Source organism: Vreelandella olivaria, assembly GCF_023507745.1.
Taxonomy (GTDB): domain Bacteria; phylum Pseudomonadota; class Gammaproteobacteria; order Pseudomonadales; family Halomonadaceae; genus Vreelandella; species Vreelandella olivaria_A.
In genome coordinates this window covers 21247-47043 of record NZ_JALPZO010000014.1, presented here as the reverse complement: position 1 = coordinate 47043, position 25797 = coordinate 21247, and the positions used below count along the sequence as shown (strand labels likewise).

24 protein-coding genes are annotated in these 25797 nt (G+C 53.2%); 12 read left to right on the top strand and 12 right to left on the bottom strand.

Features of this window, described 5'->3' with window-relative positions; all coding sequences use genetic code 11:
• Window positions 1-855 (bottom strand): AAA family ATPase, encoded by an 855-nt coding sequence (locus HP566_RS01045; RefSeq protein ID WP_249975399.1) that lies wholly within the window; start codon window positions 853-855, stop codon window positions 1-3.
• Between the two features lie 366 nt (window positions 856-1221).
• Here HP566_RS01045 and HP566_RS01040 point away from each other — a divergent pair, with 366 nt between their 5' ends.
• Both HP566_RS01040 and HP566_RS01035 read left to right on the top strand, forming a co-directional pair.
• On the top strand, window positions 1222-2850 hold the full coding sequence (locus tag HP566_RS01040; RefSeq protein WP_249975398.1) for a diguanylate cyclase: 1629 nt from the start codon (window positions 1222-1224) through the stop codon (window positions 2848-2850).
• A gap of 480 nt (window positions 2851-3330) precedes the next feature.
• Window positions 3331-3951, top strand: coding sequence for an OmpW/AlkL family protein (locus HP566_RS01035; RefSeq protein WP_249975397.1), 621 nt, complete (start codon window positions 3331-3333; stop codon window positions 3949-3951).
• 75 nt (window positions 3952-4026) lie between these two features.
• On the opposite strand, the gene pepQ is transcribed toward HP566_RS01035, so the two are convergent.
• The 7 genes from pepQ to HP566_RS01000 all read right to left on the bottom strand — a co-directional run bounded on the left by pepQ (window position 4027) and on the right by HP566_RS01000 (window position 12086).
• Complete coding sequence (gene pepQ / locus HP566_RS01030; protein WP_249975396.1) at window positions 4027-5325, bottom strand: Xaa-Pro dipeptidase; 1299 nt, start codon at window positions 5323-5325, stop codon at window positions 4027-4029.
• Window positions 5326-5339: 14 nt separating this feature from the next.
• Window positions 5340-6251, bottom strand: coding sequence for a LysR family transcriptional regulator (locus HP566_RS01025; RefSeq protein ID WP_249975395.1), 912 nt, complete (start codon window positions 6249-6251; stop codon window positions 5340-5342).
• Window positions 6252-6300: 49 nt separating this feature from the next.
• Entirely contained in the window at window positions 6301-7368 is a 1068-nt protein-coding gene (locus HP566_RS01020) for an ABC transporter ATP-binding protein (protein WP_249975394.1), read from the bottom strand.
• On the bottom strand, window positions 7365-8381 hold the full coding sequence (locus tag HP566_RS01015; RefSeq protein WP_249975393.1) for an ABC transporter ATP-binding protein: 1017 nt from the start codon (window positions 8379-8381) through the stop codon (window positions 7365-7367). The genes HP566_RS01020 and HP566_RS01015 overlap by 4 nt, the downstream gene beginning before the upstream one ends.
• A gap of 7 nt (window positions 8382-8388) precedes the next feature.
• Window positions 8389-9327, bottom strand: coding sequence for an ABC transporter permease (locus tag HP566_RS01010; protein WP_249975392.1), 939 nt, complete (start codon window positions 9325-9327; stop codon window positions 8389-8391).
• The gene (locus HP566_RS01005; RefSeq protein WP_249975391.1) at window positions 9324-10373 is read right to left on the bottom strand and encodes an ABC transporter permease; all 1050 of its coding nucleotides are present in this window, start codon (window positions 10371-10373) and stop codon (window positions 9324-9326) included. Before HP566_RS01005 ends, HP566_RS01010 begins: the two co-directional genes overlap by 4 nt.
• Before the next feature lie 141 nt (window positions 10374-10514).
• Window positions 10515-12086: an ABC transporter substrate-binding protein gene (locus tag HP566_RS01000; RefSeq protein ID WP_249975390.1), complete on the bottom strand. Its 1572-nt coding sequence runs from the start codon at window positions 12084-12086 to the stop codon at window positions 10515-10517.
• Window positions 12087-12386: 300 nt separating this feature from the next.
• On the opposite strand from HP566_RS01000, the gene HP566_RS00995 reads away from it, so the two are divergent.
• Window positions 12387-12899, top strand: a complete 513-nt coding sequence (locus HP566_RS00995; protein WP_249975389.1) for a hypothetical protein — start codon at window positions 12387-12389, stop codon at window positions 12897-12899.
• A 48-nt stretch (window positions 12900-12947) separates the two neighbouring features.
• Here the strand turns inward: HP566_RS00995 and HP566_RS00990 are convergent, their stop codons facing one another.
• Complete coding sequence (locus HP566_RS00990; protein WP_249975388.1) at window positions 12948-13334, bottom strand: glutaredoxin family protein; 387 nt, start codon at window positions 13332-13334, stop codon at window positions 12948-12950.
• Between the two features lie 223 nt (window positions 13335-13557).
• Between HP566_RS00990 and mpl the strand changes: the two genes are divergently transcribed.
• From mpl to HP566_RS00975, 3 genes are read left to right on the top strand one after another with little or no spacing between them, the layout of a single operon-like run.
• Window positions 13558-14934, top strand: a complete 1377-nt coding sequence (gene mpl, locus HP566_RS00985; protein ID WP_249975387.1) for a UDP-N-acetylmuramate:L-alanyl-gamma-D-glutamyl-meso-diaminopimelate ligase — start codon at window positions 13558-13560, stop codon at window positions 14932-14934.
• A 14-nt stretch (window positions 14935-14948) separates the two neighbouring features.
• Window positions 14949-15644 carry a flavin prenyltransferase UbiX gene (locus tag HP566_RS00980; protein ID WP_249975479.1) on the top strand — a complete coding sequence of 232 codons (696 nt, stop codon included), beginning with the start codon at window positions 14949-14951 and terminating at the stop codon, window positions 15642-15644.
• Window positions 15641-16264, top strand: a complete 624-nt coding sequence (locus HP566_RS00975) for a LysE family translocator (RefSeq protein ID WP_249975386.1) — start codon at window positions 15641-15643, stop codon at window positions 16262-16264. Before HP566_RS00980 ends, HP566_RS00975 begins: the two co-directional genes overlap by 4 nt.
• 20 nt (window positions 16265-16284) lie before the next feature.
• On the opposite strand, the gene HP566_RS00970 is transcribed toward HP566_RS00975, so the two are convergent.
• From HP566_RS00970 to HP566_RS00960, 3 genes are read right to left on the bottom strand one after another with little or no spacing between them, the layout of a single operon-like run.
• On the bottom strand, window positions 16285-17682 hold the full coding sequence (locus tag HP566_RS00970) for a bifunctional DedA family/phosphatase PAP2 family protein (RefSeq protein WP_249975385.1): 1398 nt from the start codon (window positions 17680-17682) through the stop codon (window positions 16285-16287).
• Window positions 17683-17705: 23 nt separating this feature from the next.
• Window positions 17706-18638, bottom strand: a complete 933-nt coding sequence (locus HP566_RS00965) for a diguanylate cyclase domain-containing protein (RefSeq protein WP_249975384.1) — start codon at window positions 18636-18638, stop codon at window positions 17706-17708.
• On the bottom strand, window positions 18635-19489 hold the full coding sequence (locus tag HP566_RS00960; protein WP_249975383.1) for a hypothetical protein: 855 nt from the start codon (window positions 19487-19489) through the stop codon (window positions 18635-18637). Before HP566_RS00960 ends, HP566_RS00965 begins: the two co-directional genes overlap by 4 nt.
• Window positions 19490-19674: 185 nt before the next feature.
• Between HP566_RS00960 and HP566_RS00955 the strand changes: the two genes are divergently transcribed.
• From HP566_RS00955 to rodA, 6 genes are all read left to right on the top strand, one after another.
• Window positions 19675-20982: a glutamate-5-semialdehyde dehydrogenase gene (locus HP566_RS00955; protein WP_249975382.1), complete on the top strand. Its 1308-nt coding sequence runs from the start codon at window positions 19675-19677 to the stop codon at window positions 20980-20982.
• Window positions 20979-21638 carry a nicotinate-nucleotide adenylyltransferase gene (nadD, locus tag HP566_RS00950; protein WP_249975381.1) on the top strand — a complete coding sequence of 220 codons (660 nt, stop codon included), beginning with the start codon at window positions 20979-20981 and terminating at the stop codon, window positions 21636-21638. Before HP566_RS00955 ends, nadD begins: the two co-directional genes overlap by 4 nt.
• Window positions 21639-21742: 104 nt before the next feature.
• Window positions 21743-22129: a ribosome silencing factor gene (gene rsfS / locus HP566_RS00945; protein WP_249975478.1), complete on the top strand. Its 387-nt coding sequence runs from the start codon at window positions 21743-21745 to the stop codon at window positions 22127-22129.
• The gene (gene rlmH, locus HP566_RS00940; RefSeq protein WP_249975380.1) at window positions 22126-22593 is read left to right on the top strand and encodes a 23S rRNA (pseudouridine(1915)-N(3))-methyltransferase RlmH; all 468 of its coding nucleotides are present in this window, start codon (window positions 22126-22128) and stop codon (window positions 22591-22593) included. Before rsfS ends, rlmH begins: the two co-directional genes overlap by 4 nt.
• Before the next feature lie 130 nt (window positions 22594-22723).
• Complete coding sequence (mrdA, locus tag HP566_RS00935; RefSeq protein WP_249975379.1) at window positions 22724-24631, top strand: penicillin-binding protein 2; 1908 nt, start codon at window positions 22724-22726, stop codon at window positions 24629-24631.
• Window positions 24631-25794, top strand: coding sequence for a rod shape-determining protein RodA (gene rodA, locus HP566_RS00930; protein WP_249975378.1), 1164 nt, complete (start codon window positions 24631-24633; stop codon window positions 25792-25794). Before mrdA ends, rodA begins: the two co-directional genes overlap by 1 nt.
• Window positions 25795-25797 lie beyond the last annotated feature (3 nt).

Genomic DNA, 25797 nt, shown 5'->3' with positions numbered 1-25797 from the left:
CTAACGCCCCGTCCCTTTTTGGCGGCGGAGCATAAAGGCTAAACGTTCCAGCAATTGGGTATCCTGCTCGTTTTTGACTAACGCGCCAGCCATTGGGGGCAGGGCTTTTACTGGGTCTCGATGGTAGAGCGCTTCCTGGGCAAGCTCGTCGGACATCAGTAGTATTAGCCAATCCACCAGTTCCGATGTGGAGGGTTTTTTCTTAAGGCCGGGGGAGCTGCGCAATTCAAAAAATACTTCCAAGGCTTCACTGACTAGGCGTGGCGCAATATCCGGAAAGTGCACATCAATAATTGCCTGCATTGTTTCCCGGTCAGGGAATTCGATGTAGTGGAAAAAGCAGCGGCGTAGAAAGGCATCGGGTAGCTCTTTTTCATTATTGGAAGTGATGACAATAATAGGCCGTTGCTCAGCGCGAATGGTTTCCCCAGTCTCATAGACATGGAACTCCATGCGATCCAGTTCCTGAAGCAGATCGTTGGGGAACTCAATATCCGCTTTATCGATTTCATCAATCAGCAGTACCACGCGCTCACTAGCGGTAAACGCCTCCCACAGTTTGCCCGGCTTGATGTAGTTGGCGACATTTTCAACACCCTCCACACCCAGTTGTGAGTCGCGGAGGCGGCTAACCGCATCGTACTCATAGAGCCCCTGGGCCGCTTTGGTGCTGGATTTGATATGCCAGGTAATTAGCCGGGTGCCAAGTGATTCGGCCAGCTCTTCGGCCAGCAGGGTTTTGCCGGTGCCGGGCTCACCTTTGATCAGCAGAGGGCGCTCAAGTAAAACAGCTGCGTTCACAGCCTGCTTGAGCGCATCGGTTGCAATGTAAGAAGAGGTGGATTCAAACGCCATGGGGAAGTTGCCTCAGCTTGTCAAAAGCGTGTTCAAACGGATTCAAACAAGTGTACGTGAGGCTAAACGCCAAGGCCAATTAGCGGGAGGGCTATTTTTTATTAGCCATGCCCGATGACGTGTATAAGCTTTTGTGAGATATCCAGGTACGCTATCAGCCAGTCGGGGTGGCGCAGGGGGAAGGCATATTGTTAAGAATACGTAAGTAGTTGTGATCAGTAAGGCGCATTACTGTTAACGACAATAGTCACATTCATGCATACACGTTAACCTATCGTAAAAGCACCGTGGCTCCGCCCAGCTTATGATTGGCTGTAGTTACATCATTGAGTATGGCGCCATGGTAGAGGGAGCAGGTGTGTGATAATGAGTCATGAAGATACCTTGGAACAAAATCTGGCATCAGGGAGAAAAGAGTACCGCCTGTCTTTGCAAAAAGAGCTGGCGTCACTGTGTTATGCGATAGAAGAGCTCTTCCAATCCAGCCCTTTTATGGATGATGAAATATTGGCGGATGTGTGGAACGATATTTACCAGCGGCTTCGCAAGATGGCGGAGCCTGCGGATACCTTTGGGTTCACTAGCGTTGGCGAGGAGGCACGCCATCTCGCATCTATTGTAAGGCGTTCACTTGAAGGTGGTGGTTGGCCAGATACACAGGCACAAGCCACGATGCTTACTAAACTATACTCCCTGCAGGCTGCATTAACGGTTGCCCAGCAATGGACTCAGGCGCCACTCAGTGTGGATCAGTGCGATGGCCCCCTGCCTGCCGCCAAAATATGGTTAATCGAGGAAGATGCGCTACTGGGCAGGCAAATTTCAGAGCAGCTAGCCAATTTTGGCTACGAGGTGCGATCCTTCACTTCCTGTACGCAGGCTTGTACAGCGGCTAGTAGTGAAATCCCAGACATTATCATTGTGGATGCGATGTTGGAGTTTGGGCACTTGGCGCCTTGTCGGGCATTAACATGTCCGCGCCTGTTTATCAGCGATCAGGATACCTTTGATGCCCGAATAAAAGCGGCACAGCACAATGCCAAGGGCTATTTCTTAAAACCATTGAATATTCCCCAGTTGGTTAATCGTTTGGAGCAACTGTTACAGGAGCGTCATCCTCCTCCGGCTCGTATTCTGGTGGTTGATGATGGTCAGCAGTTGGCTGACTACTATCGGCGGGTGCTTGAAACCTCTGGTATGGAGGTTCGTGTACTGGAGAATCCACGCCGTATCATGGAAGAACTGTCGACGTTTAGGCCTGAATTGCTGCTTATGGATGTCAATATGCCGAATTATAAGGGGCCGGACCTGGCCTCTGTGGTACGGCAGTACGATGAGTGGAGCAGTTTGCCAATTGTGTTTCTCTCTGCTGAAACCGATTTGGTTAAACAGGTAGATGCGTTAAGCCATGGTGCTGACGATTTTCTGACCAAACCCATCTCCGCTGCCCAGTTGGTTGCTTCTGTCCGGGTGCGTATTGCACGTTCAAGAACGTTATCCACCCTGCTCAATAAAGATAGCCTTACCGGGCTGTTAAAACACGCCAGCATTAAAAGTGCGGCCATTGATGAAATTAATCGTGCTTACCGCCATCACTATCCGGTCACCGTCGCCATGGTGGATCTTGACCATTTTAAACGGGTTAACGACACCTACGGCCATGCAGTCGGTGATGTGGTCATCGCCTCTGTGGCTACGCTACTTAGGCAGCGGTTGCGTAAAATAGATATGATTGGCCGTTATGGAGGGGAGGAGTTTCTGGTCGTGCTGCCCCACTGTACTGCAGAGAATGGCTGGAAAAGGCTCGAAGATATCCGTGAATATTTTTCCCGGCTGCGTTTCAACCATGCAGGGCAGGAATTTGCGTGTACTCTCTCGGCTGGGATGGTTTGCAGCATTGATGTGGCAGAGGATGCACGTGACCGACTATTAGTATTGGCAGATGAAGCGCTTTATCGCGCGAAACGCGGTGGCCGTAATCAGGTTTGTCAGTAGTGTGAGCGGATACCCAGGTAAGTTGATACGTTGTGATGCATCTCAGGAGCAAAATGCGCAGTGCTGGTGCACTTTATTTGCTGCGATGCGTTATAGGCAGAAGTGAAATTATTTATTTTTATTTATGATATTGTTTTATATGTTTTTTTTAGAATCTGGCACGCAGTTCGCTATATATAGGCAAGCAGCAAATGAATAGAGTCATCAGCAGTATAAACAAGCAGATGCTTTCCCTTCTTTGCTAGATCGCTGTAAAGGCCCATGGCCGTTATGCGATACACCGAGTGAGCTGGCGTGCTCCACCTGGGTCCCCTTCGGGGGACTTTTTTTATGTCTGGCGTTTGGCAAATCAATGCATCAAGTAGCAAAAACCTATAACAAAATTTCACATAAAATTTGGAAACACTGTTCGCATGGTATATCTTGTATAGGTAAGCCGGGTTTTCCGGCACCAAAAGCAAGCAGTAAGAGGATACCCTGATGAGCAACATTAAATTAATCACTGCTGCCGTTATCTCTGCTGGCGCGGTTATGGCTAGTCAGGCGGCGCTCGCTTATGAAGCTGGTGATGCCTTTGTGCGGGGTGGTGTCGCCCAAACGAATACTGGCTCAGGTAATGGTCATGTCGATGGCGCGGACTTGAATGTACGAAGTGAGCGGGGCTTTACCTTCGGTGCTGGCTATCTCTTCACCGATAAGGTCGGTATTGAATTGAACAGCTCTGAAAAATTCGAGCACGACCTTACTGTCGCGGGCACCGGTGGTATTGGTAGTGTCGATCGTCTACCCATCAACCTACTGGTCAACTACTACCCCTTGGGTGGACTGGACTCTCGCGTACAGCCTTACGTTGGTGCCGGCCTGAACTACACTCGTTTCTCGGGTGAAGATACTTCTGCCGATGTTAACGTTGACAGCAGCTACGGCATTATTGGTCAAGCGGGTGTTGATCTGGCCGTTACTGAGAACGTGATGCTTAACGGTTTTGTAAGCTACGCCGACGTCGATGCTGATATTAACAGCAATGCAACGGGGGCTACGGTAGGACAGGTTGATATCGAACCGATGACTATTGGTGGCGGTGTCACGTTCCGTTTCTAATGGGTTTCGGTAATATCTGTCTCAGCGCCCGGCCATGTGCCGGGCGTTTTAGTCTATGGTGGGGGATTCACAGTCTTAGGGTGTTAAGTTGTCAAATCCGTTTTCGGTAATTGCCACATTGTCCTCAATACGAATTCCCCCGCAGGGGGTCAATGCATCGATCAATGGCCAATTAAGTGGCAGTGACATTTCCCGCAACGGCGCTAATAACATGGGAATAAAGTAGAGGCCTGGTTCAATGGTCACTACCATGCCTGGTTTGAGCGTTCGGGTTAAACGCAGCGCGGGATGTAACTCAGGTGCGGGGGCTGGGGAGGCATCAGGATGACGTAGGCCAGCCACATCATGTACTTGAAGGCCCAGAGAATGTCCGAGGCCGTGGGGGCAAAAAGCTCGCGTTACACCTGTATTAACCGCTTCATCACTACTTCCTTTGAACAAATTATGAGCGATCAAAATTTCGCCCAGGCGGAGATGCATCTGCTCGTGAAGGGCAATAAATTTAACCCCTGGTGATACGCTCTGAACCAACTCATCTTTCAAACCATGCATTGCCGTAATCAGGCTACTAAAGGCGCTCGGAGCATCCGGGCCTGCATAGGTACGGGTAATATCCGCGCAGTATCCCCGAAAGCGACGCCCTGCATCCACCAGTAAGCTATGGCGTTGCTTGGGCGTTTGCAAATCATAGTGTTGATAATGTAACACCCCGGCATGATCATTTAGGCCAATGATGTTCTGGTAAGGCACATTGGATTCACGCTGCCGACTGGCGCCCAGGTAGGCTAACTGAATATCCAGCTCTCCTGAGGCGCCAATAAATGCTGCTTGGGCAGCCTGATGCCCGGCAATCGCAAGGCGGTTTGCTTCGCGCAGGCAGGCAATCTCATAGGGTGTCTTGAACATGCGAAGTTCATCCAGCGCATTCACCAATGCGCCTGGCTGGTGCTCCGCTGCAACTGCTTGCTGTGTACCTGTGGTAAGCCGCTGAATATCACCAATCATCGCAGCGCGTCCTGGCAGCGGCGGGGTGATTTTATGGCTGCTCAGCTGTACATCAAATTCGGCCACCCAGGGTTCTTCAGGCAAGTGTGTGGGCAGGTGCCAGAAGTCAGCCGGTGCGTAGAGATAAAGCTGTGGGCGTTTGCCTGGCTGAATAACCAGCCAGCTGTGCTGAACATCAGCTAGTCCCACCCAATGCATAAAGTGGCCGTAGGTTTGGAACGTGGGTGATTGGTCGTCAGCAAAGTGGGGAAGCGCATGGCCACTGTAGATGGCCAGACTATCAAACCCATGGTCGGTCAATATATCCGAGTACGCTCGCTGCAGGTGAGCCAAGTGCTCACGCTGTAGGTTAAATAGGGTGGTCGACATACTTAGCTATCCTTTCAAGTACGTGGTGGAGTGAGTTGGCTCCAGAGCTCATCCAGTTCAGCGTGATACTGATTCTGATGGCGGTAGAGGCGTAGCTCCATGGGTACATCCCAGCGACTATCCCCCGCTCTTACCAAAGAGCCCCTGGCAAGCTCCGCGGCCACATTGCGTTCCGGCAACCAGCTCATCCCATAGCCCAGGAGCACCAGTTCTTTAATTCCTGCCGCATAGAGGCTTTCGCTTTGTGCGGTTAAATGGGTGCTTTGTGGCAGGCGGGCAAGATGGGCCTTTACCGCTGACCCCAACAGGCCACGTTTGGGGTAGGTGAGCCAGGGCACTGGATGTTGCCGCGTACCGGGCAGTAGCGCACAGGGCTGGCCCTGGCTATTCAGTCCGGTTACCGGAATTAAACGCTCGTGGCCAATCACCCGATAGGTGCTGGCCGAGGTGTCAATATCCAGGTCACAGCGCCCAATTGGCCAATAGCAAATAGCCAGGTCGCACTCTGCACGTGCCAGTGCCTGGAAATAGTCACTGGCAACCCAACTGGTGGCGCGCAGATAGGGCTGCACCCGCTCATGCCACCCGGTGCTGGCCAGCCACTCGGGCAAAAAATGCGCCAACAGGCTTTGAGGGGCAGCCAACATAATACGCCGTTGTTGCCCGGCGCTAATTTCTCGAACGCGGTCACGGGTTAAACGCACGCGGTCAGTCACCTGTTCGCACAGCGTCAGAAACTCTTCTCCAGCTGGCGTCAGGGAGAGCGGTAGCGTTTGTCGATTGATCAGCGTGACACCCATCTCCTCTTCCAGCAGTTTTATCCGCCGTGAAAAGGTAGGTTGTGTCACATGCTGTTCATCCGCTGCACGGGAGAAGTGTCGCGTTCTGGCCAGGGCAATGAAATCTTCTAGCCAGCGAATTTCCATGCCTTACCTCGCAGTGCTATCAGGCGCGTTGCTGTGTTAAGGTCCGCCTTCATAGGCGGCCCTCCTCAACAGCGTGACACGCGACACGGGTGCCATCATCCTGAGTCTGCAAAGCGGGTATCTCCTGTTTGCAACGGGCATTGGCATAAGGGCACCGGCCATGGAAAACGCAGCCGCTTGGTAAGTTGACCGGTGTGGGCACTTCCCCTGAAAGGCGGATGTGTTGCGGCCGGTCATCTTCCAGGCGTGGAATAGCGGACAGCAGCGCCTGGGTATAGGGATGACGTGGTTTGTCAAAGAGGGTTGCCGTAGTGGCTACCTCACAGACTGTTCCCAAGTACATGACTGCAACACGTGTACCGAAGTGCTCTACAACCGCCAGATCGTGCGTAATGAACAGGTAGGTGAGGTGACGGTCACGTTGTGCATCCATCAGCAGGTTTAATACCTGTGCCTGAATTGAGACATCCAGGGCAGAAATGGGTTCGTCGGCGACAATAAATTCTGGGTCTACCGCCAGGGCCCGGGCAATGGCAATACGCTGGCGCTGGCCGCCAGAGAATTCATGACCAAACCGTTTACCCCAGTCAGGGTCGATGCCTACCGAGCGCATCACCTCTTCGACTTTGTCGATAATCTGCTGTCGGTTCCAATTCGGGTGATGCAAACGCAGCGGCTCTTCCAGTGTCTGCTGAATGGTCATACGCGGGTTCAGTGACGCATAAGGGTTCTGGAAGATCATCTGCATACGTTTTCGGTAGGGCAGCAGCTGGCGCGAGCTTAGGTTGTCGATACGCTGACCATCGTAGCGAATCTCACCTTCAGATGGCGCGATCAGCCCCATCACGGTACGTGCCACGGTGGATTTTCCGCACCCCGATTCACCTACCACACAGAGTGCTTCACCCCGTTTGATATCGAGGTTTACCCCATTGATGGCATGCACATGCTCCTGATGGCGTACCAGTTTTCCACCTTTGAAGCGCAGTTGATCCAGAAAGTCACCTGAAAGTGAAAAGCGCTTTTTAAGCCCGCGAATTTGCAACAGGGACTCACTACTCTCTTCGTTCTGAGTAGGCATGCGGTTAGCCGCAAGAGTTTCTGCCTGTGCACTCATGAGGTTTCCTCCTTCAGGCGGCGGTCTTCAATCAGTTCGGCCACCATATGGCAGGCAACCCGGCAGTTTCCTGACGTTACAAACTCAGGGACCTGCTCGGTACATGCAGGTCGGGGCTGACCATTGGTGCGATTGATAAAGTCACAGCGTGGGTGGAAAGCACAGCCACTGGGTAAGTTGGAAAGTGACGGCATACTGCCACGGATCTGATTAAGCTTTTCGCCGGGCGTTGCCATCTGTGGCAGGGCGTTGATCAACCCCTGGGTATATGGGTGCTGCGGGTCATTAATGATTTCCCGTGTTGGGCCTTCCTCAATGACGCGGCCTGCATACATTACCAGCATGCGCTGGGTCACCTGGCTAACCACCCCCAGGTCGTGGGTAATGAGAATAAGCCCCACATTGTGCTGCTCACACAGCTCCAGCAGCAGTGCCATAATCTCTGCCTGGATGGTGACATCCAGTGCGGTGGTGGGTTCGTCAGCAATGATGATATCTGGATCGAGCAATAGTGCGATGGCAATAATAATGCGCTGTCGCATACCGCCGGAAAGCTCGTGAGGGTATTGATCCAGGCGTTTTTCCGGCGATGGAATCTGCACTTGGCGCAGCTTGTCCAGTGCGATGGCACGGGCTGCTTTGGTTGAGATACGACGGTGTGCTTTTAAGCACTCCACCATTTGTTCACCAATGGAAAGCACCGGGTTCAGTGTCATCATCGGGTCTTGGAAGATCATCGATATACGGTTGCCGCGTACTTTGCGCAGGCCGCGCTCCGACATGGTGTTGAGCGCTTTGCCCTCGAACTTAATACTCCCCCCGGCAATAAAGCCAGGTTTGGCAATTAAGTTTAGCAGCGAAAAGGCCGCAACCGATTTACCCGCACCGGACTCACCGACGATTCCCAAGCGCTCGCCACGCTCCAGGGTAAAATTAACACCGCGCAGCGCACGCACTTCGCCCTGGCGTAATGCAAAGCGTACATCGAGTTGGGAGACTTCAAGTAGTGCCATGGTGTCCTCAGCCTTTGTAGAGTCGTGGGTTCATGACATCACGTAGCCAGTCACCCAATAGATTGATGGACAGCACCAGCACTACCAGTACCGCACCAGGAATCAGCGTGATCCACCAGGAGCCTGACTGAATATAGTCAAAGCCTGCCTTGATCAACGACCCCAGGGAGGGGTGGGTTTCCGGCATTCCCAAGCCTAAAAACGACAGTGCCGCTTCGGAGATAATCGCGTTGGCGATTTGAACCGTGGAGATTACAAAGATAGGTGAAAGTGTATTGGGCAGTACGTGGCGGAACATAATGCGCTTGCTGCGCAACCCCATCACCCTGGCGGCATCCACGTACTCTTTGTTTTTTTCTGCCAGTACGGAGGCGCGCACGGTACGAGCATACTGTGGCCACTCGGCCAAGCCGATAATCAGTATCAGCATAAGCACCGCGTACTGGCTATAGAATGCGCTCCCCATTGTGGCTTTCACCACTGCACCTACCACAATAGCCACCATCAAGGTGGAGAAAGAGAGCTGAATATCGGCCAGACGCATCAGGAAAGCATCTACGCGACCACCCAAATAACCGGCCATCAGGCCAAAGGTGACACCCAGCAGTGCCTGCAACATGACAGCGCCGAAGCCGATCAGCAGTGATACACGGGTGCCGTACAGCACGATTGACCACAAGTCGCGACCCTGGGCGTCAGTGCCTAAGGCGTAACGTTCGTCAGCGCCATCAATCCAGAAGGGGGGGAGTTCGGAATCAAGAATATCGATCTGGCGAAGATCATAAGGGTCCGTTGGTGCCAGTAAGGGGGATGCGAACGCTGCGATGACCATACATATAAAGACAGCCAGGCAGAGCTGAGCGGTGCGGTCGCGCTTAAAGCTATACCACAGGAAAGAGTCGCGCAGACGCTCCCAGCGGCTGGGGGTAGAGGTCGTCGTTGTCATGCGGGCTTACCAGTCAGTTTTACGGTGGGGTTAACGAAGCCGTAGATCAAATCCACAATAGTGTTCGTCACCACGAAAATGACGCCGACAATCATCAAGTAGGTAACAATCAGCGGAATATCGGCCCTGTTAATGGCATCAAGGAACATCAGTCCCATGCCCGGCCATTGGAAAACAGTTTCTGTCAGAATGGTGTAGGCGACCATCGTGCCGATCTGCACCCCGCCCACGGTAATAACAGGCAACATGGTGTTTTTAAGGGCGTGGACAAAGTAAACACGGCGCATGGAAATACCCTTGGCCCGTGCGTACTTCACATACTCCGATTGAAGCACTTCCATCATTTCTGCACGGATCAGACGGATAAACAGTGGCAGCATAATAGAGGCAAGGGAGACCGCCGGGAGCACCAGGTGCTTTAAACCATCCCAGGTAGCCAGGTTTGTATCCCAATGGCCCATCACGTGTACAAGGTCATAGCCGCGGCCAAAAGAAGGCATATTACCCTGGGTGGAGAGGGCGCTGTTCAGCCATGCTCCCCAGGCGGTTCCCTCGGGGAACAGCGTGACGGTCATCCCGATAGAGAAAATTTGAATCAATACGATAGCGGTTAAAAATACGGGTATTGAAATACCAATGATGGACGCGCCCATGAAAAATCTTGAAAAAGGCGAGCGTGGTTTTATAGCGCTGTAAACGCCAATCGGTACGGAAAGCAGCACAATGATGAGGGTGGCAGCAAAGACCAGCTCAAGTGTGGCAGGCAAATGCCGGGCAATGACTTCCAGCGCAGGCTCGCGGTAAAAGTAGGAGTAGCCAAAGTCGCCTTGCACTGCATTCTTGGCAAAGCGCGCATATTGGACCAGGAAGGGATCATTTAAGCCCAAACGGTCGCGCAGTGCTGCGCGTTCGCTTTCGGGGACCGACTGTCCGACCATCTGCTGTACAGGGTCACCCAGGTTATCCTGGATGGCGAAGGCCAGTACACTGATGACAAACATCACCAATATAGCGTGCATCAGCCGCTTGATTAGAAAAGCAATCATGGCGTACGCCACCTATGTCATAGGTTTAACAAAAAGTAAGGTCGGTCTCGTAGGGGTAATTATTCATATATAACACTTCGCCCCCCAGTTGCCTGGGGAGCGAAGCATCCTTGCAAAGTAACGCTACGAGACGAGAAGGGTTTAGCGGTTGATTACCAGGTCACCCAGGTATGGGAAGTCAGTGGCGTTCACTACCGGTTCGATGTCAACACCGTCTGCTGCTGCATAGGCCAGGTTCTGCCAGTGGAGCATGACAAAGCCAACGTCTTCGTAAAGCATGGCTTCCGCTTCACGCAACATTTCATTGCGTTTTTCCAGATCGGTTTCGCTATCCGCCTCGGTTACAAGGGCATCAATCTCTTCGTTGCAGTAATTACCATAATTATATTGGCCTGCACCTGTCTCTTCATTAATACAGAATGATAGGTACTGGAAGAAGTTGGCGCTGTCTTCGGTATCCGAGTGCCAGCCGATCATCGCAATATCAGAAGCGCGGGTATCGTACTCCGGCCAGTACTGGGCCAGCGGCATGGTGCGCAAATTAACATTGATATTGATGCGAGAGAGCATGTTGGCAACCGCCTGAGCGATCTGCGCATCATTCACATAGCGGTTGTTTGGCGCGATCATCTCAACGCTGAAGCCATCTTCATAGCCCGCTTCAGCCATTAGCTCCTGGGCGCGCTCCAGGTCGTAACGCGGAACGAGATCCGGGTTGTAGCCTGAATAACCCTCTGGTGAGAACTGGCCTGCTGGGGTGGCAAAGCCACGCATCAGACGGTCAGCGATACCTTCTTGGTTGATCGCCAGATCAACAGCCTGACGAACACGGGGATCCTGGAAGGCTTCAACACGTTCTTCATTGAGCTGGAAGCCGATGATACGCGTGCCGGGAATTTCAACCAGATTGGAACCCTGGGCATCACGAACACGATCCAGGTCATTGGGTGGTACGGCATCAATAAAGTCAACTCCGCCAGATAGCAGAGCTGCCACGCGAGACGCGTTTTCGGCAATGGGGGTTAGTACGATACGTGAGACATTACCTTCGCTGTCTGTATCCCAGTAATCTTCAAAGCGCTCAAAATCAACGCGGACGCCCTGGCGACGATCAGTCACAATGAACGGGCCGGTACCCGACACATTGCGGGAAGCAAAAGTGTTGCCTGCCTTGACGATTTCCGCTTTATCATTGCCATCATCAGTTTCACCGGTATAGAACTCGCTATCCATCGGGAAAATGTAAGTAGCCAGATTGAGCAGCAGTGGGTACGGCTCTGTGGTGGTAATCTCAACGGTGTAATCGTCAACTGCTTCAACACTTGCGATGGGTTCAAAGATAGCGCGGTAGTCTGGGCTCTCTTTTAAACGCTCAATGGTCCATACCACATCGTCTGCGGTGAATTCATTACCTGAATGGAAGGTAACTCCTTCACGCAATGTCATGCGCATATGAGTGTCGTCTACTTGTTCCCACTCAGTAGCCAGACGTGGCTCGAACTGGAAGTCTTTGGTCCAGCGTACCAGCGGGTCAAATGCCAAGTGAGAAAAACGCAGCACACCGCCAGACAGCTGTTCATGAAGGTCAAGGGTTTCAGGGTCGGCAGAGTAACCAATGCGTAGCGTTTCAGCGCTTGCTGCCAGCGGCAGCATAGCGGTACCCGCAACCGTTGCACCAATGACAGAGGCCAGCAGAGTTTTCTTGAGCGTCATAATTGTTCCCATGATTGATTATTTTTTGTTCGTTTTACTCGCAATAGACCCGTATGCCGCAGAATGTCGGCAATGGGAGGCCAGTAAAACAGACACGGTCAGCTCGTAAGCTATGCTGCTAACATAGAGAGTGCTTGTTGCGTCATACAATCGAAATAATGACAAGCACTATTCATCTGCTGAATGACATGGCTGAGTACGGCAGGTTGTCGACCGAAAATTAGACGAAAGTCGATAGTTGAAAATGGGTAAATGTTAGGCAAATAGCGCTATGCGGAGGTATCGCGCTGGGGAGGGTGTATGCAAAAGCACGTCATTATCACCACCATAAGCGGCCTGTTGCTGTGTAGCGTGTTGACAGCCAGTTCGGCAGAGTCGGCTGATATGACGGGCAGTTTAGATGGTGAGTTTCGGGAGTGGTATGTATTAAGTCAGGGCAGCGATTCCAATGCGTCATTTGTAGAAGTGGGCGATCGGTTACAGATTGATATTACCGGGTTTGCCGATCCGTATACCTGGGATGCCCGTGAAGCCTTGGCGATGAGCTTTATTATTGAGCATGATGCGCTGATGGATGCAGAAGTGGTGCATTTAATCAGTAGTACTGCGATACCCCCGCTCTACACGTCCGATGGGGGCGATGTTACGGTTTCCCTTAGCCATATCGAGCGGAATGGGCCTCTTATCCATATCATGGGGCGCATCGAAGGCGATCTGGTGCTTCAGGAGAAACTTGGCGCAGCGCCCAACCCAGAGGAGGGAATAAGCCTGGATATTCAGTTCGATGTTGAAGCGCGAAAAGTGGAGTTTTAACCAACCACGATTTGGCAGGCCGCAGGGCCTGCCAAATAGCCGCATTGTTTAGCCAAAGTGCTGGTGTAGCCAGCGATTGATATCATCCGATTCGTAAAGCCACTCTTGCTGCCCATCCTCATGGGTAATCAGCAGGCAGGGGACTTTGACTTTACCACCCCCCTCCAGCAGGGCTTTTTTATGCTCAGGGTCCAGTTGAGCGTCCCTTAATTCAATCGGTAGCCCCAGCCGGGCGATCTCTTTGCGGACCTTGATGCAAAAAGGGCAGGAACGAAACTGATAAAGAGCCAGCGTTTGGCAGGCCTGATCGACCCTGGCCTGTTCTTCCGGCGTACGCGTTACGGCTGCTGGCGTAGACAGCTTTTCCGAGATAAGCATGACGGGGGCTAATACAAGACGTACTCCCCTGAAAAAATAGCGAATCAAAACACGCATCGTAAGTTCCCCTCGCCAACCTGGTGGTTGGTCGAACATGGTGAGTGGTTAATCGAAAGAGTGGGCGCATCCTGCAACAATACGTTGAATTTGTCACTTTCTGTTCCCGTGAAGTGACATCGCAATGGAACAGGGTGAGCAACTGGGTCTGGCGTGCTAATCTCAGTGGCTATTTTCTTTATGTGGCGCCGGTTTAGCTGGCAAGGGGAAGGGAGCTTAACCCATGCATCTCCATATTATCGGTATCTGTGGCACCTTTATGGGTAGCTTAGCGTTGCTCGCGCGGGAGTTGGGGCATCAGGTAAGCGGCTCTGATGCCAATGTTTACCCTCCCATGAGTACCCAGCTTGCGGAGGCAGGCATTACCCTGATGGAGGGGTATCGGGCGGGAAACCTTTCAGGTGCTGTTGATCTGGTGATAGTGGGAAATGCGCTTTCCCGTGGTAATCCCGAGGTTGAAGCGTTACTGGATAGCGGTATGCGTTATACCTCAGGAGCGCAATGGCTGGCCGACCATGTACTGCCTGGACGTAAGGTCATTGCCGTTGCTGGTACTCACGGTAAAACCACCACCGCAAGCCTTTTGGCATGGCTGTTGGAGAGCGCCGGTCACTCCCCCGGGTTTTTAATCGGCGGTGTGCCACGTAATTTCGGGGTTTCTGCCCGATTAGGAGACTCGGAAAGCCCATTTGTCGTGGAGGCCGATGAATACGACACGGCTTTTTTTGATAAGCGCTCAAAGTTTGTTCATTACCGTCCGACTATCGCAGTGCTGAACAACCTTGAATTTGATCACGCGGATATTTTTCCTGATCTGGCCGCCATAGAACGCCAGTTTCACCACCTTGTACGCACGGTGCCCAGCCAGGGGCGATTGCTGGTAGCAGATCAACAGCCTGCTCTGGAGCGCGTTCTGGGCATGGGTGTTTGGTCGCCGATCGAGCATTTTGGCAGCTTGGATGCCAGTCATTGGCAACTGCGTCTGGAACGGCCGGATGGCAGTCGGTTCCAGGTAGTACACCATGGCGATGAGCACACAGAGGATGGCGTGGTCGAGTGGACGTTAACCGGTGAGCACAATGCACGTAATGCACTGGCGGCGTTGGCGGCTGCCCACCATTGTGGGGTCGATTTGCCACGAGCCTGTGCGTCGCTATCCCGTTTTCAAACGCCCAGGCGTCGCCAGGAAGTGCGTGGTGAAGTGAGGGGGGTACAGGTCATTGACGATTTCGCCCATCATCCAACCGCTATTGCCGCTACTCTGCAAGGCTTGCGGGCGGCCACGACCAAGGGTCGGTTGTTGGCTGTCATCGAGCCGCGCTCCAACACGATGCGCCTTGGCGCGTTACGTGAGCGTTTAAATAAGAGTGTGGCCGAAGCGGATGCGGTGTTCTGGTTCCAGCCAGCAGGCCTTGACTGGTCGATGGAGTCGTTAGTGGCAGAGCAGGAGGGGCAGGCGCAGCTATTTAACAATATTGATGCGTTAGTGGAGGCTGTCATTGACCAGGCATCCCCACAGGACCGAATTGTTGTGATGTCCAATGGTGGTTTTGAAGGTGTGCACGAGCGTTTGCTAAACGCACTAACCGCGAAGGAGTAAGGTACGTGGCAGAGATGCTAAGTTCAGGCAGCGCTGATGCGATATTCAAGCCACCCATTACGGTGGCAATAACAGGGGCTTCTGGTGCCCAGTATGGTTTGCGGTTAATTGACGTTCTGGTAGCTGCAGGTCACGAAGTTTGGGTGATGATTTCCAAAGCGGCCCATATGGTGATTGCCACCGAGACGGATGCATCACTGCCTGCCCAGCCGAAGCGTTTGGAAGAGGCATTGGTTCTGCGTAGCGGTGCCCAGGCTGGTCAAATCCGCTGTTTTGGTCGCGAGGACTGGATGGCTCCGGTTGCCTCGGGATCTGGTGCCCCGTCTGCCATGGTGATATGCCCTTGCTCCACTGGAACGCTATCCGCCGTGGCAACGGGAGCGAGTAATAATTTGATCGAGCGTGCGGCAGATGTTGCAATTAAAGAGCGTCGTACGTTGGTGCTGGTTCCCCGTGAAACTCCTTTATCGCCTATCCATTTGGAGCATATGCTGGCGCTGAGCCGTTTGGGGGTGGTGATTTTACCTGCTGCACCAGGGTTTTATCATCGACCACAGCGCTTGGAGGATGTCATCGATTTTATTGTTGCGCGTATTCTTAACCAACTAGGCATTGCGCATACTCTGGTGCCGCGCTGGGGGGAAGAAGAAGCGACAGGCAAAAGTGCCATAGCGGATGGTACCGCCACTACCAGGGATAATGAGCCATGATGTCATGGGCCACACTGTCGGTATTTGTACCAACGTTTTTGTTTGTTTCACTAACGCCAGGCATGTGTATGACCCTTGCCATGGTGTTGGGCATGACGCAGGGTGTTAAACGCACGTTATGGATGATGGTGGGCGAGTTAATTGGTGTCGGTTTTGTCGCAGCGGCGGCTGGTGCCGGTGTGGCGGCACTGATGCTTCGTCAGCCTGAACTCTTTATAGCCTTCAAATGGATTGGCGGCGCCTATTTGGCGTACCTGGGCATTATGATGTGGCGCTCACGTGGGCGCATGGCAATCCCTGACACCCTTGATGCAGGCCCTGCTGCGGGGCGCTTACAGCTGGCGGTTCAGGGCCTGGTGACAGCAGTGGCTAACCCTAAAGGATGGGCATTTTTCATGGTACTGCTACCCCCATTTTTAGATAGTAGCCGCCCTCTTGCGCAACAGCTTAGCCTGCTGATTGCGGTTATCCTAACCATCGAGTTTGCCAGCATGCTGGTATATGCCACTGGTGGTAAAACCCTGCGCAAAGTGCTGGGGAAGAGTGGCAACGTACGTTTGCTCAACCGCATTGCGGGCACCTTGATGATAGGCGTAGGGTTTTGGCTGGCATTAGGGTAGCGTGTTGGCACTGCCGCCCGTTAAACGGGTGGCAAAAGTGCAATACGCATACTCACCAGGGCCAGCGACGCTGTGGTTAATAATACCCATGGGCAGGGTGGTAAAGGTGGTCGGTAGCGGCGCTGCCAGTTAAGTTGAACAAGCGCGCACACCACCAGGCCTAACAGTGCGCCACCTATTAAATCACTTAACCAATGGACGCCGATCACCAGGCGGGATAGCGCCATCGGTGTGGCCAAGGCAATGGCCAACCAGTAAATCCAAAAGCGCCGCTTGCGTGGAAGGCCATTGGCCAGAAAGGCGGCACCCAGCCCCAATACCACTACTGTAACGGAAGTGTGGGCACTGGGGTAGGAGAGCGAACCGGTCAAATAATCAGGCGTATCAGGCCGTTCACGCCCGAAAATTGCTTTACCCAGTGTGTTTAACAGTGCGATACCGCCTACTGCGGCCCCCCAGTGATATAGAGCATCCAGGCGTTTACTGGCCAGAAACCACAGTCCCCAGGGAAGAAGGAGCGCGGCAATACCGAGCTGGTCGCCTATTTTTGCCAATACATGACTGACAGCCATTAAAGGGGCATTGCCAAGCCAGTTAAACAGCCGCTGTGCCTGAAGGTCCATAAGCAACGGGCCATGCTGTTGGATGACCAGAAGCGTCCAGGCAGAAACGCTTGCCAAGGAGATCACAAGCAGTAGTAGCGACGCTAAAGGCACCTCGCCTGACTGGCTCATTGCCAGCCAGGGGCGGCGCATAAAAGGGATACGTCTTATGGTGCGCGCAACCAACAGGTATAGCCAACCGTGGCGCCCAACCTGCTCTCTGCCCCAAGAGAACACAATCGCCAGTATCACCAGGCTGGTGGCCATCATAATCACGGCCATTTCTACATTGGGCGGTAAGTTGAGATGTTGTTGCCAGGTATGCCCCAGCAGGTAGCCGGGCAATACATAGGCGGGAGCCCATAACGTCGCTGAAGTAACATTGGCCCATAAAAATGTGCGTGGCGGCATACGCATCATGCCAGCAATCAGCGGAATGATAGGACGGACCGGGCCCACAAAACGGCCGATAAATACCGAATATATGCCATAGCGTTCAAAAAAGCGGGTGCCTCTCTCCAGCCACTCTGGGTGCATCACCAATGGCCAGCGGCTGATAACCTGTCCGCGGTGATGATAACCGAGCTTATAACTGATCCCATCCCCTAAAATGGCTCCTATTAACGCCGCGCCTACCAGCCAGGGAAGATCGAGTGCCTGATGGCCTGCTACAGAGGCCGCTGCGGTTATCAGTACAACACCAGGTACCAGTAGCCCTACCAGCGCCAATGATTCCACCAGCGATATCAGTAGTACCAGTAAAAGCAGCATGGATGGCGATAGCGACAGAGCAAAAAGTGAATCAACAAAGGACACAGACAGCTCCAGCAGTAAAGGGGTTAGGCGTCAGATAATGCCTTTGAGCGTGCTTCCAGGCGCTGTACATAACGTTTAAAACTCTCTTTTCTGCGCGGCAGGCATAGGGTGATGCGTGTATCCAATTGTCCGGTTTCAACCAAAACACGCCGTGACAGGGCGCGCTGTAGTCGTTCACGCACCAGCAGAGCACCACTTTCACTGGTGTCAGGGAGCACCAGCCAAAACGTGGCGTTGTTCGCCCTCCCCAGGAGATCATGATCGCGACACCGGCTGTTGACTTCGCTACAGAGCGCACTCAGCAAGGCAATCTGGGCGCGATGTCCAAACTGTTCTTCAGCCATATCCAACTGAGGTAAATGTAGCACTAGAACCGCCAATCGCTTGTTGAGCATCGCCGCGCGTTGGAACTCATTGTGCAGCCGCTCTTTCAGAGTGTCGATATGGTAAGCATTACACTCGCTGTCGTTGGGGTCTGTTGCTCTCAGCAAGGCGCGGCGGCGGGCATGCTCCCAAGGCGGAAGAGCAAGTAGCAGGACGAGTGCGAGCATGCCGAGTGTAAAGGAGAGAGTCGAGCCTTCCGGGCTGGGAAGCACCCACCAGAGTGGTGCAATGAATATATTTAAGCAAAGGGCGCCCCATAGTGGCAGTAATAAGAAGGCAGCCGCTATGGGCAGGCCCAGCCATAGGGTTGATGAGGTAGGCTGGTAATACATCGCTGTAAGCACCACTGCGTAGGTGCTCATCAGCAGGATGGCGCGCGGCAAATAAGGTTTCAGGCCCTGGGCGTGGTGAATCAATAGCGCTGTTAGCAGCAGAAGGGTCATAAACATGGGGACCAGCAGGTCGCCATAATGCCCCATGGCATAAAGCCATAATGTGTAAGTGGTCATGATGGCTAAGCTGGCGCTATAGACCAGTGTCATCAGTCGCTTCGGGAGTCGGTGTTCCGTCATGCAGCCTCCGCTAACGGCCTTGAGGGAAGTTGGCATAACGTTTCCAATGATAGCGTTGATAGTTCCAGATCCATCAGTGGTATGTGTTGGTATAGCGCTGTGTCTGGCAAGGCTGCGTACAGCTGTTTACGGCGCTGGGTCCCCACTTTAACGGTGCGCGACAGAAACAGTATGGCCAAAGTATGGTTATTTAAGCGGTACACATTTTCAAATGCGTAAGTGAGTTCACATAGCTTTTGTGCCGAAGGCCACAGCTGGTGACGTTTTACTTGAATAACGATAACCTCCGCATGGATAGCTTCTCGCTCAGAACGTGTCTGCTCGCGGGCCAGGTCACGTAGTAGTTGCTCTCCCGCCCATAAATTAAGCCCTGGGATTAGCCTGAGACGTTGACGAATAGCACCATTCATATTGATGAGCTGACGTGTTTGTGAAAAGGCCAGAACTCCCAGGGTGGTGAGGATTAACAGCAGTAACAGCGATTCGGGAGTGCTGAGGAGCGGGGCGACCAGCAGCCAGCTAAGTAGTGCGGCACTGGCGTTAAAGGTCGCCGCCCAACGGCTTTGGGGCAGCATGAATACCGCTGCCCAAACCCAGATCAGGATGCTGTGCCGCTCTGGGGCAGCGGCAATCAAGAACAGTAGCAGTCCCCCAGCAAGCACTTGCCAGGGTTGACCCTGGGCTCTGCGGTGGCTGAAATCGAGCTGCAGTGCCGTGATAAACAGCCAAGCCACCACAAGCCATAATGCCACTGTAGCGCCAGGCGGGGCGGCGAAGCTCCAAAGCGCCAGAACAACCGATGCTGCAAATAAGTTGGCTTTCAGCAGGCGTATTTTGTACTTGCTTTGCATGGTAGCTTACTATTCACCTTTAATTACGTGGTTATTCCTGGCGCTGCTTGATAAACCTGCAATGCCAGTATCGGTTATTTGGCACCCCAGTATAACGCCCAAATGACGTAACATACTTTTAAGCTGCGGTTCCACCATTACACAATGTACTCAATCAGGCATATGCCACGACACAGGGAGACAGTATGAGCGGTACTAACACGTTCCAGGATGAAGCCCAACGCCACTTGGCCGCTGGGGATGTGCCCGCTTATATGCTGGCGCTCGGGCAGGGCGCCCGCGCCGCCGCCGGTGAACTGCGCCGTGCGGATACGGGATTGAAAAACCGTGCCCTTGTCGCGATGGCATCGCGTCTGGCAGCATCCAGAGGCTTGATTTTGGAGGCTAATGCGCTTGATATGCAGCGCGGCGAGGATAATGGCCTGGACAGTGCATTGCTGGATCGTCTGGCACTGACCGATAGCCGCATTGATGCGATGATTGATGGGTTACATCAGGTTGCAGCGCTGCCTGATCCAGTGGGTGAAATTGATGAAATGAATTATCGCCCCAGTGGTATCCAGGTGGGCAAAATGCGCGTCCCGTTGGGCGTTATCGGTATCATTTACGAGTCGCGTCCTAATGTCACGTTAGAGGCGGCCAGCCTTTGTCTTAAATCGGGTAATGCCTGTTTACTGCGGGGTGGTTCTGAAGCCAACGCATCCAACGCCGCGATTAGTAGCTGCATTCAGGATGGGCTTGCAGATGTCGGCCTGCCTGCTGGGGCAGTGCAAGTCGTTTCCACCACTGACCGTGCAGCCGTGGGCACCATGATCAGTATGCCTGACTATGTTGATGTCATTATTCCCAGGGGGGGCAAATCGCTGATTGAGCGCATTTCCCGCGAGGCTAAGGTGCCGGTTATCAAGCACCTTGATGGGGTATGTCATGTCTATATCGACACTACAGCAGATCCTGCCAAGGCGTTGGCAATAGCCGTGAATGCAAAAACACATCGTTACGGCACCTGCAATACCATGGAAACGTTGTTGGTGGATGCGCCGATAGCTGACATTCTGCTGCCGGAGTTAGCCCATGCTTACGCTGAGCATCAGGTGGAGCTGCGTGGTTGCGAGCGTACGCGGGCCCTGTTGCCTCAATCCGTTGAGGCAACAGAAGAAGATTGGGGGGCTGAGTATCTGGCACCGGTACTGGCCATCAAGATTGTCGATGGAATGGATGAGGCAATTCGCCATATTGAGCAGTATGGCTCCCATCATACCGATGCCATCGTTACCCAGGACTATTCGCTGGCACGGCGTTTTATGGCAGAGGTGGATTCCAGCTCGGTCATTGTGAATGCATCCACACGTTTTGCGGATGGCTTTGAGTATGGGTTAGGGGCAGAAATTGGTATCTCCACCGATAAGCTGCATGCCAGAGGGCCGGTTGGGCTGCATGGACTCACTACCCAAAAATACATCGTATTTGGGGATGGTCAGGTCCGGCAATGAGCGTAGCGAAGTTGAAAGTGGGTATGCTGGGAGGCACCTTTGACCCAGTGCACTTTGGCCACTTGCGCAGTGCTATTGAAGTGCGCGAAGCGTTGGGGCTGGACCGTTTACATATGATTCCGGCTCCCCAGCCACCTTTGCGAGAATCGCCGCAGATATCCGCTGAGCAGCGCTTTGAGCTGTTGAAAATTGGCATAGGGGATACGCCGGGACTATTGGCGGATGGTCGTGAGCTGCTCCGTGACGGGCCTTCTTATAGTGTGGATACCCTCGCGGAGCTGCGTCGTGAATATGGCAGTGATGTGCCGTTAATAATGATTATTGGCTTCGATGCTTTTTTGCGCTTGGCACAATGGCATCGTGCTGACACGATCTTTACCTTGGCCCATGTTGTGGTGATTGCCCGTCCGGGTTACCAGACGGCTTGGCCGGATGCCTTAAGGGAACTAGTAGGTGATCGGGAAGTCGACAGTAACTCGACACTTATGCAGAGTCCCAGCGGTAGGCTGCTAACGCTCACACTGCCGTCCATGATGGCAATTTCGGCTACCTACATAAGAGAGCGCTTAAGCAGAGGTGAAAGCGTTCGTTATTTATTGCCGGAAGCGGTAGAAAAGGCCATTTTGCAGTATGGCTTCTATCAAACCAGCGAATAGCGCTGGCAGTCACCAAAGAAGCCGTTACAATGGCCGGCTTATTAGCCGATTACCACTTAGCTTATTACCACGCTTATTACCACAAGGGGTTGCCTTCAGGAGTCATGCACATCGATACACTTAAAAACCTAGCGATTGGCGCGCTAGAAGAGCTTAAAGCACGCGATATCACCCAACTGGATGTTTCTAAACTAACCGAAGTCACTGATCTTATGGTGATCGCCAGCGGCACTTCCACGCGCCATGTTGCTGCCCTGGCGGAAAATATTGTGGAGAAAGCGAAAGCGTCCGGCCTTCGGCCCCGTGGTGTTGAAGGCGGTGTGAATGCTGACTGGGTGCTGGTTGACTTGGGCGATATCGTGGTTCACATCATGTTGCCCGAAGCACGTGCGCTATACGATTTGGAGCGCCTATGGGCTGACTTGCCGAGCGATGCGGGAGCAATCGGTGATTCGTTAAAACGCCTGGAAGAGCGAGTCACGATGTCATGAGGATACGGCTGTTGGCGGTGGGTACGAAAATGCCCGCTTGGGTTGAAGAGGGTGTAGAAACCTACCGCAAACGGCTACCCAGGGATTTCAATTTAGAAATTGAAGAAATTCCCCTTGGCCAACGCGGCAAAAATGCCGACGTTGCCAAGGCTCGTGCTCAGGAGGCACAGCGTATTCGTGACAAACTGCGTGGCGATGAGTACATCGTTGCGTTAGAGGTGAAAGGCAAACCCTGGAGCACTGAGCAGCTGGCCCAGGAAGCTGGTAACTGGCGCATGGAAGGACGGGATATCGTGCTGTTGATAGGTGGTCCTGATGGTTTAGAACCCAGCCTTTCCTCCATGGCTGATAAAGCATGGTCGCTATCTCCGCTCACACTGCCGCACCCATTGGTTCGAATTATGCTTGCTGAACAGTTATACCGGGCATGGACCTTATTAGTGGGCCACCCTTATCACCGTTAGGTGTACTGAGGTTAAGCCCCGTCTGGTCAACATTATATAGCCATATGCCATGACTACGAGTTAGGTAAATATTGGTAGGTCAATGGTCATTAGTTGCATCAATTGTCAGCTTTGAGAGTCGCCTGTTGCCATGCCCCAGCGCCAAGATACGCTTAAAAATTCCGAGCAAGAGCTGCGTATTTTCCGTGTAAGGGCGCTGCTTGCTGTCTTGGTTGTTATCGTATTGACCAGTTTGCTTACCGGACGCTTGGCCTACCTGCAAATTGTTCAGCATGACATATATAGCACCCGTTCAGAAAAAAACCGAGTGCGCGTAGAGCCCTTGCCCCCCAATCGGGGACTTATCTACGACCGCAATGGTGTGCTGCTGGCTGAAAACCGACCTACCTATAACCTGACCCTTGTTCGTGAGCGCGTTGATAACCTGGAGGAAACGCTTGCCCTGCTGGTCGAGTTACTCGAACTGCCAGAAGAGGACATTGAGGCTTTTAATGTTCGTTCCCGTCAGCGTCAGAGGCCTTTTCAACCAGCGCTTTTGATGAGTGACCTGAGCGAAAACCAGATTGCACGGCTTGCCGTTAACCGCCACCGTCTACCCGGTGTGGAAGTAGAGGCACAACTGCTTCGCTATTACCCGGACGCGGAAGTGATGGCCCACGCGCTTGGGTATGTGGGGCGGATCAATGCGGAAGAGTTGCAGACCCTGGATGCTGGTCGTTACGCAGGCACACACTTTATTGGTAAAACCGGTGTGGAGCGCTTTTACGAGGACCAGTTGCATGGGCAGGCTGGGCTTCGCAAGGTGGAGACCAATGCCCGAGGTCGTGTATTAAGAGAACTGGGACGTACTGACCCGGTGCCGGGCGAAAACCTCACGCTGACGATTGATAGGTCCCTGCAAATGCTGGCATACGAGCTGCTGGATGGCAGGCGCGGCTCTATTGTTGCGATTCAGCCGGATACCGGGGAAATACTCGCAATGGTTTCCACCCCCGGGTTTGATAGTAACCAGTTTGTTACCGGTATTGATGTTGCTTCATACCGGGCGCTTCAGGAAGATATTGATCTGCCACTGTTTAACCGTGCCATTCGTGGTCACTATCCTCCCGGCTCTACCATTAAGCCATTTCTTGCTCTTGCGGGGCTGGTAGAGGGGGCAATTACGCCTGACACTACGATCAATGACCCCGGGTTTTATCAGTTGCCCAATGATTCGCGCCGCTACCGGAACTGGCTGCGTTGGGGGCATGGACGGGTCGATATGGAGCGTTCTATAGCTGTTTCCAATAACACCTATTACTACTCCCTTGCCCATGACCTGGGTATCGATAAGTTGCATGAACAAATGAGTAACTTCGGCTTTGGGCAGCGGGTTGCACACGATGTTCAGGGCGAAAGTACAGGACTCATGCCATCAAGAGAGTGGAAACGGGCACGCTTTAACCAGCCCTGGTATCCCGGAGAAACGCTTTCTGTGGGCATCGGCCAAGGGTATTGGCAGGTGACCCCATTGCAATTAGCCAGTGCCACTGCGGCGTTAGCCAATCGTGGTCACTGGGTAAAACCCCGCATCGCTCTGGAAATAGGGAGTGAGCCGGTACCCCGTGACCTTCCGGATACTCTCCCGGATATCCAGCTCGATAACGAGGGTTGGTGGACGCGAGTCTTTAGCGGCATGGAAAAAGTGCTCAGCGGCCATGAAGGAACCGCACGCCGTACCGGAGTAGGGCTTGAGTACCGAATGGGTGGCAAGTCGGGCACCGCACAGGTGTTCTCTTTAGGACAGGATCAGCGTTATAACGCGGAAGAGTTGGAGGAACGTCTCCGGGACCATGCGCTATTTGTGGCTTTTGCACCATTGGAGGATCCGCAAATTGCAGTCTCGGTTATCGTCGAAAATGCGGGAGGGGGGAGCACACATGCTGCACACTTGGCGCGGGCTATGACGGATGCGTGGCTGCTTAATGGTGAATCACCAGACGTCGACGAACTCCGAGAGGCGCTGGAAGAAGACACCGCCAATGTGGAGGGCAACTAATGAATCCCTGGCTGGCGTTTCCCCGCTCATTACGACGCTACCCGGTGCGCCCACCAGACAGTGGCATTGCCCGTCGCAAAAGTATTTGGGAACGCATTCACCTTGACCCATGGCTGCTTGGGTTGCTTCTGGTACTTATGGGGGCTGGATTAATCGTCTTGTATAGTGCCTCAGGGCAACGTATCGAAGTTGTTATTGCTCAGGCGGTTCGGTTCGGTATCGCTTTAGTCGGCATGGTATTCATTGCGCAGTTATCACCGTCTACCTTTCTACGCTGGGCGCCCCTGGCTTACGGCGTGGGCCTGGCGATGCTGTTGGCTGTGGAAATTGCCGGTGACATTGGCATGGGGGCGAAAAGGTGGCTGGAAATTCCAGGTGTTATTCGCTTTCAGCCCTCTGAAATGATGAAGTTGGCCGTTCCGCTGATGGTGGCAGCCTATTTAAATCGGTGTCAGCTACCGCCCAGGCTGCGGGATATTGCCGTATGCGCTGTCATTATTGGGGTACCGGTTGTCTTAACCGCAATGCAGCCGGATCTGGGAACCTCGCTCTTGATGGCAGGAGCTGCGGTCATTGTGGTATTGCTGGCAGGGCTATCCTGGCGCCTGATTGGTTTTGTAGGGGCTTTGATGGCGGCGGGGCTACCCGTGTTATGGATGAATATGCACAACTATCAGCGCCAGCGGGTACTGACTTTTCTCGACCCTGAAAGCGATCCCTTAGGTGCCGGCTGGAATATTATCCAATCCACTACGGCTATTGGTAGCGGTGGCTTATGGGGTAAAGGATGGCTGGATGGCACTCAGTCCCAGCTTGAATTTCTTCCTGAGCGCCATACCGATTTTATTATCGCCGTACTGGGGGAAGAGTTTGGCCTCGTAGGCATGCTTTTTCTGTTAGCGCTTTATGTGATGATTGTTGGCCGTGGACTATGGTTGGCCACCTCATCTCAGGATACTTTTGGGCGTCTCTGCGCTGGCAGCATTATCCTGACGTTTTTCATTTATGTGTTTGTTAATGTCGGTATGGTCAGTGGCATTCTTCCGGTGGTAGGTGTGCCACTTCCGCTGATGAGTTATGGCGGCACCTCCAGCGTGACCTTATTGGCCGGGTTCGGTATTCTCATGTCGATTCATGCCCATCGTCGCTTGTTACCGCGCTGATGG

What these genes read in the sequence shown, in the direction of transcription:
- HP566_RS01045 (WP_249975399.1), bottom strand. Translation starts at nt 855, where the DNA reads ATGGCGTTTGAATCCACCTCTTCTTACATTGCAACCGATGCGCTCAAG.
- HP566_RS01040 (WP_249975398.1), top strand. Translation starts at nt 1,222, where the DNA reads ATGAGTCATGAAGATACCTTGGAACAAAATCTGGCATCAGGGAGAAAA.
- HP566_RS01035 (WP_249975397.1), top strand. Translation starts at nt 3,331, where the DNA reads ATGAGCAACATTAAATTAATCACTGCTGCCGTTATCTCTGCTGGCGCG.
- pepQ (WP_249975396.1), bottom strand. Translation starts at nt 5,325, where the DNA reads ATGTCGACCACCCTATTTAACCTACAGCGTGAGCACTTGGCTCACCTG.
- HP566_RS01025 (WP_249975395.1), bottom strand. Translation starts at nt 6,251, where the DNA reads ATGGAAATTCGCTGGCTAGAAGATTTCATTGCCCTGGCCAGAACGCGA.
- HP566_RS01020 (WP_249975394.1), bottom strand. Translation starts at nt 7,368, where the DNA reads ATGAGTGCACAGGCAGAAACTCTTGCGGCTAACCGCATGCCTACTCAG.
- HP566_RS01015 (WP_249975393.1), bottom strand. Translation starts at nt 8,381, where the DNA reads ATGGCACTACTTGAAGTCTCCCAACTCGATGTACGCTTTGCATTACGC.
- HP566_RS01010 (WP_249975392.1), bottom strand. Translation starts at nt 9,327, where the DNA reads ATGACAACGACGACCTCTACCCCCAGCCGCTGGGAGCGTCTGCGCGAC.
- HP566_RS01005 (WP_249975391.1), bottom strand. Translation starts at nt 10,373, where the DNA reads ATGATTGCTTTTCTAATCAAGCGGCTGATGCACGCTATATTGGTGATG.
- HP566_RS01000 (WP_249975390.1), bottom strand. Translation starts at nt 12,086, where the DNA reads ATGACGCTCAAGAAAACTCTGCTGGCCTCTGTCATTGGTGCAACGGTT.
- HP566_RS00995 (WP_249975389.1), top strand. Translation starts at nt 12,387, where the DNA reads ATGCAAAAGCACGTCATTATCACCACCATAAGCGGCCTGTTGCTGTGT.
- HP566_RS00990 (WP_249975388.1), bottom strand. Translation starts at nt 13,334, where the DNA reads ATGCGTGTTTTGATTCGCTATTTTTTCAGGGGAGTACGTCTTGTATTA.
- mpl (WP_249975387.1), top strand. Translation starts at nt 13,558, where the DNA reads ATGCATCTCCATATTATCGGTATCTGTGGCACCTTTATGGGTAGCTTA.
- HP566_RS00980 (WP_249975479.1), top strand. Translation starts at nt 14,949, where the DNA reads ATGCTAAGTTCAGGCAGCGCTGATGCGATATTCAAGCCACCCATTACG.
- HP566_RS00975 (WP_249975386.1), top strand. Translation starts at nt 15,641, where the DNA reads ATGATGTCATGGGCCACACTGTCGGTATTTGTACCAACGTTTTTGTTT.
- HP566_RS00965 (WP_249975384.1), bottom strand. Translation starts at nt 18,638, where the DNA reads ATGACGGAACACCGACTCCCGAAGCGACTGATGACACTGGTCTATAGC.
- HP566_RS00960 (WP_249975383.1), bottom strand. Translation starts at nt 19,489, where the DNA reads ATGCAAAGCAAGTACAAAATACGCCTGCTGAAAGCCAACTTATTTGCA.
- HP566_RS00955 (WP_249975382.1), top strand. Translation starts at nt 19,675, where the DNA reads ATGAGCGGTACTAACACGTTCCAGGATGAAGCCCAACGCCACTTGGCC.
- nadD (WP_249975381.1), top strand. Translation starts at nt 20,979, where the DNA reads ATGAGCGTAGCGAAGTTGAAAGTGGGTATGCTGGGAGGCACCTTTGAC.
- rsfS (WP_249975478.1), top strand. Translation starts at nt 21,743, where the DNA reads ATGCACATCGATACACTTAAAAACCTAGCGATTGGCGCGCTAGAAGAG.
- rlmH (WP_249975380.1), top strand. Translation starts at nt 22,126, where the DNA reads ATGAGGATACGGCTGTTGGCGGTGGGTACGAAAATGCCCGCTTGGGTT.
- mrdA (WP_249975379.1), top strand. Translation starts at nt 22,724, where the DNA reads ATGCCCCAGCGCCAAGATACGCTTAAAAATTCCGAGCAAGAGCTGCGT.
- rodA (WP_249975378.1), top strand. Translation starts at nt 24,631, where the DNA reads ATGAATCCCTGGCTGGCGTTTCCCCGCTCATTACGACGCTACCCGGTG.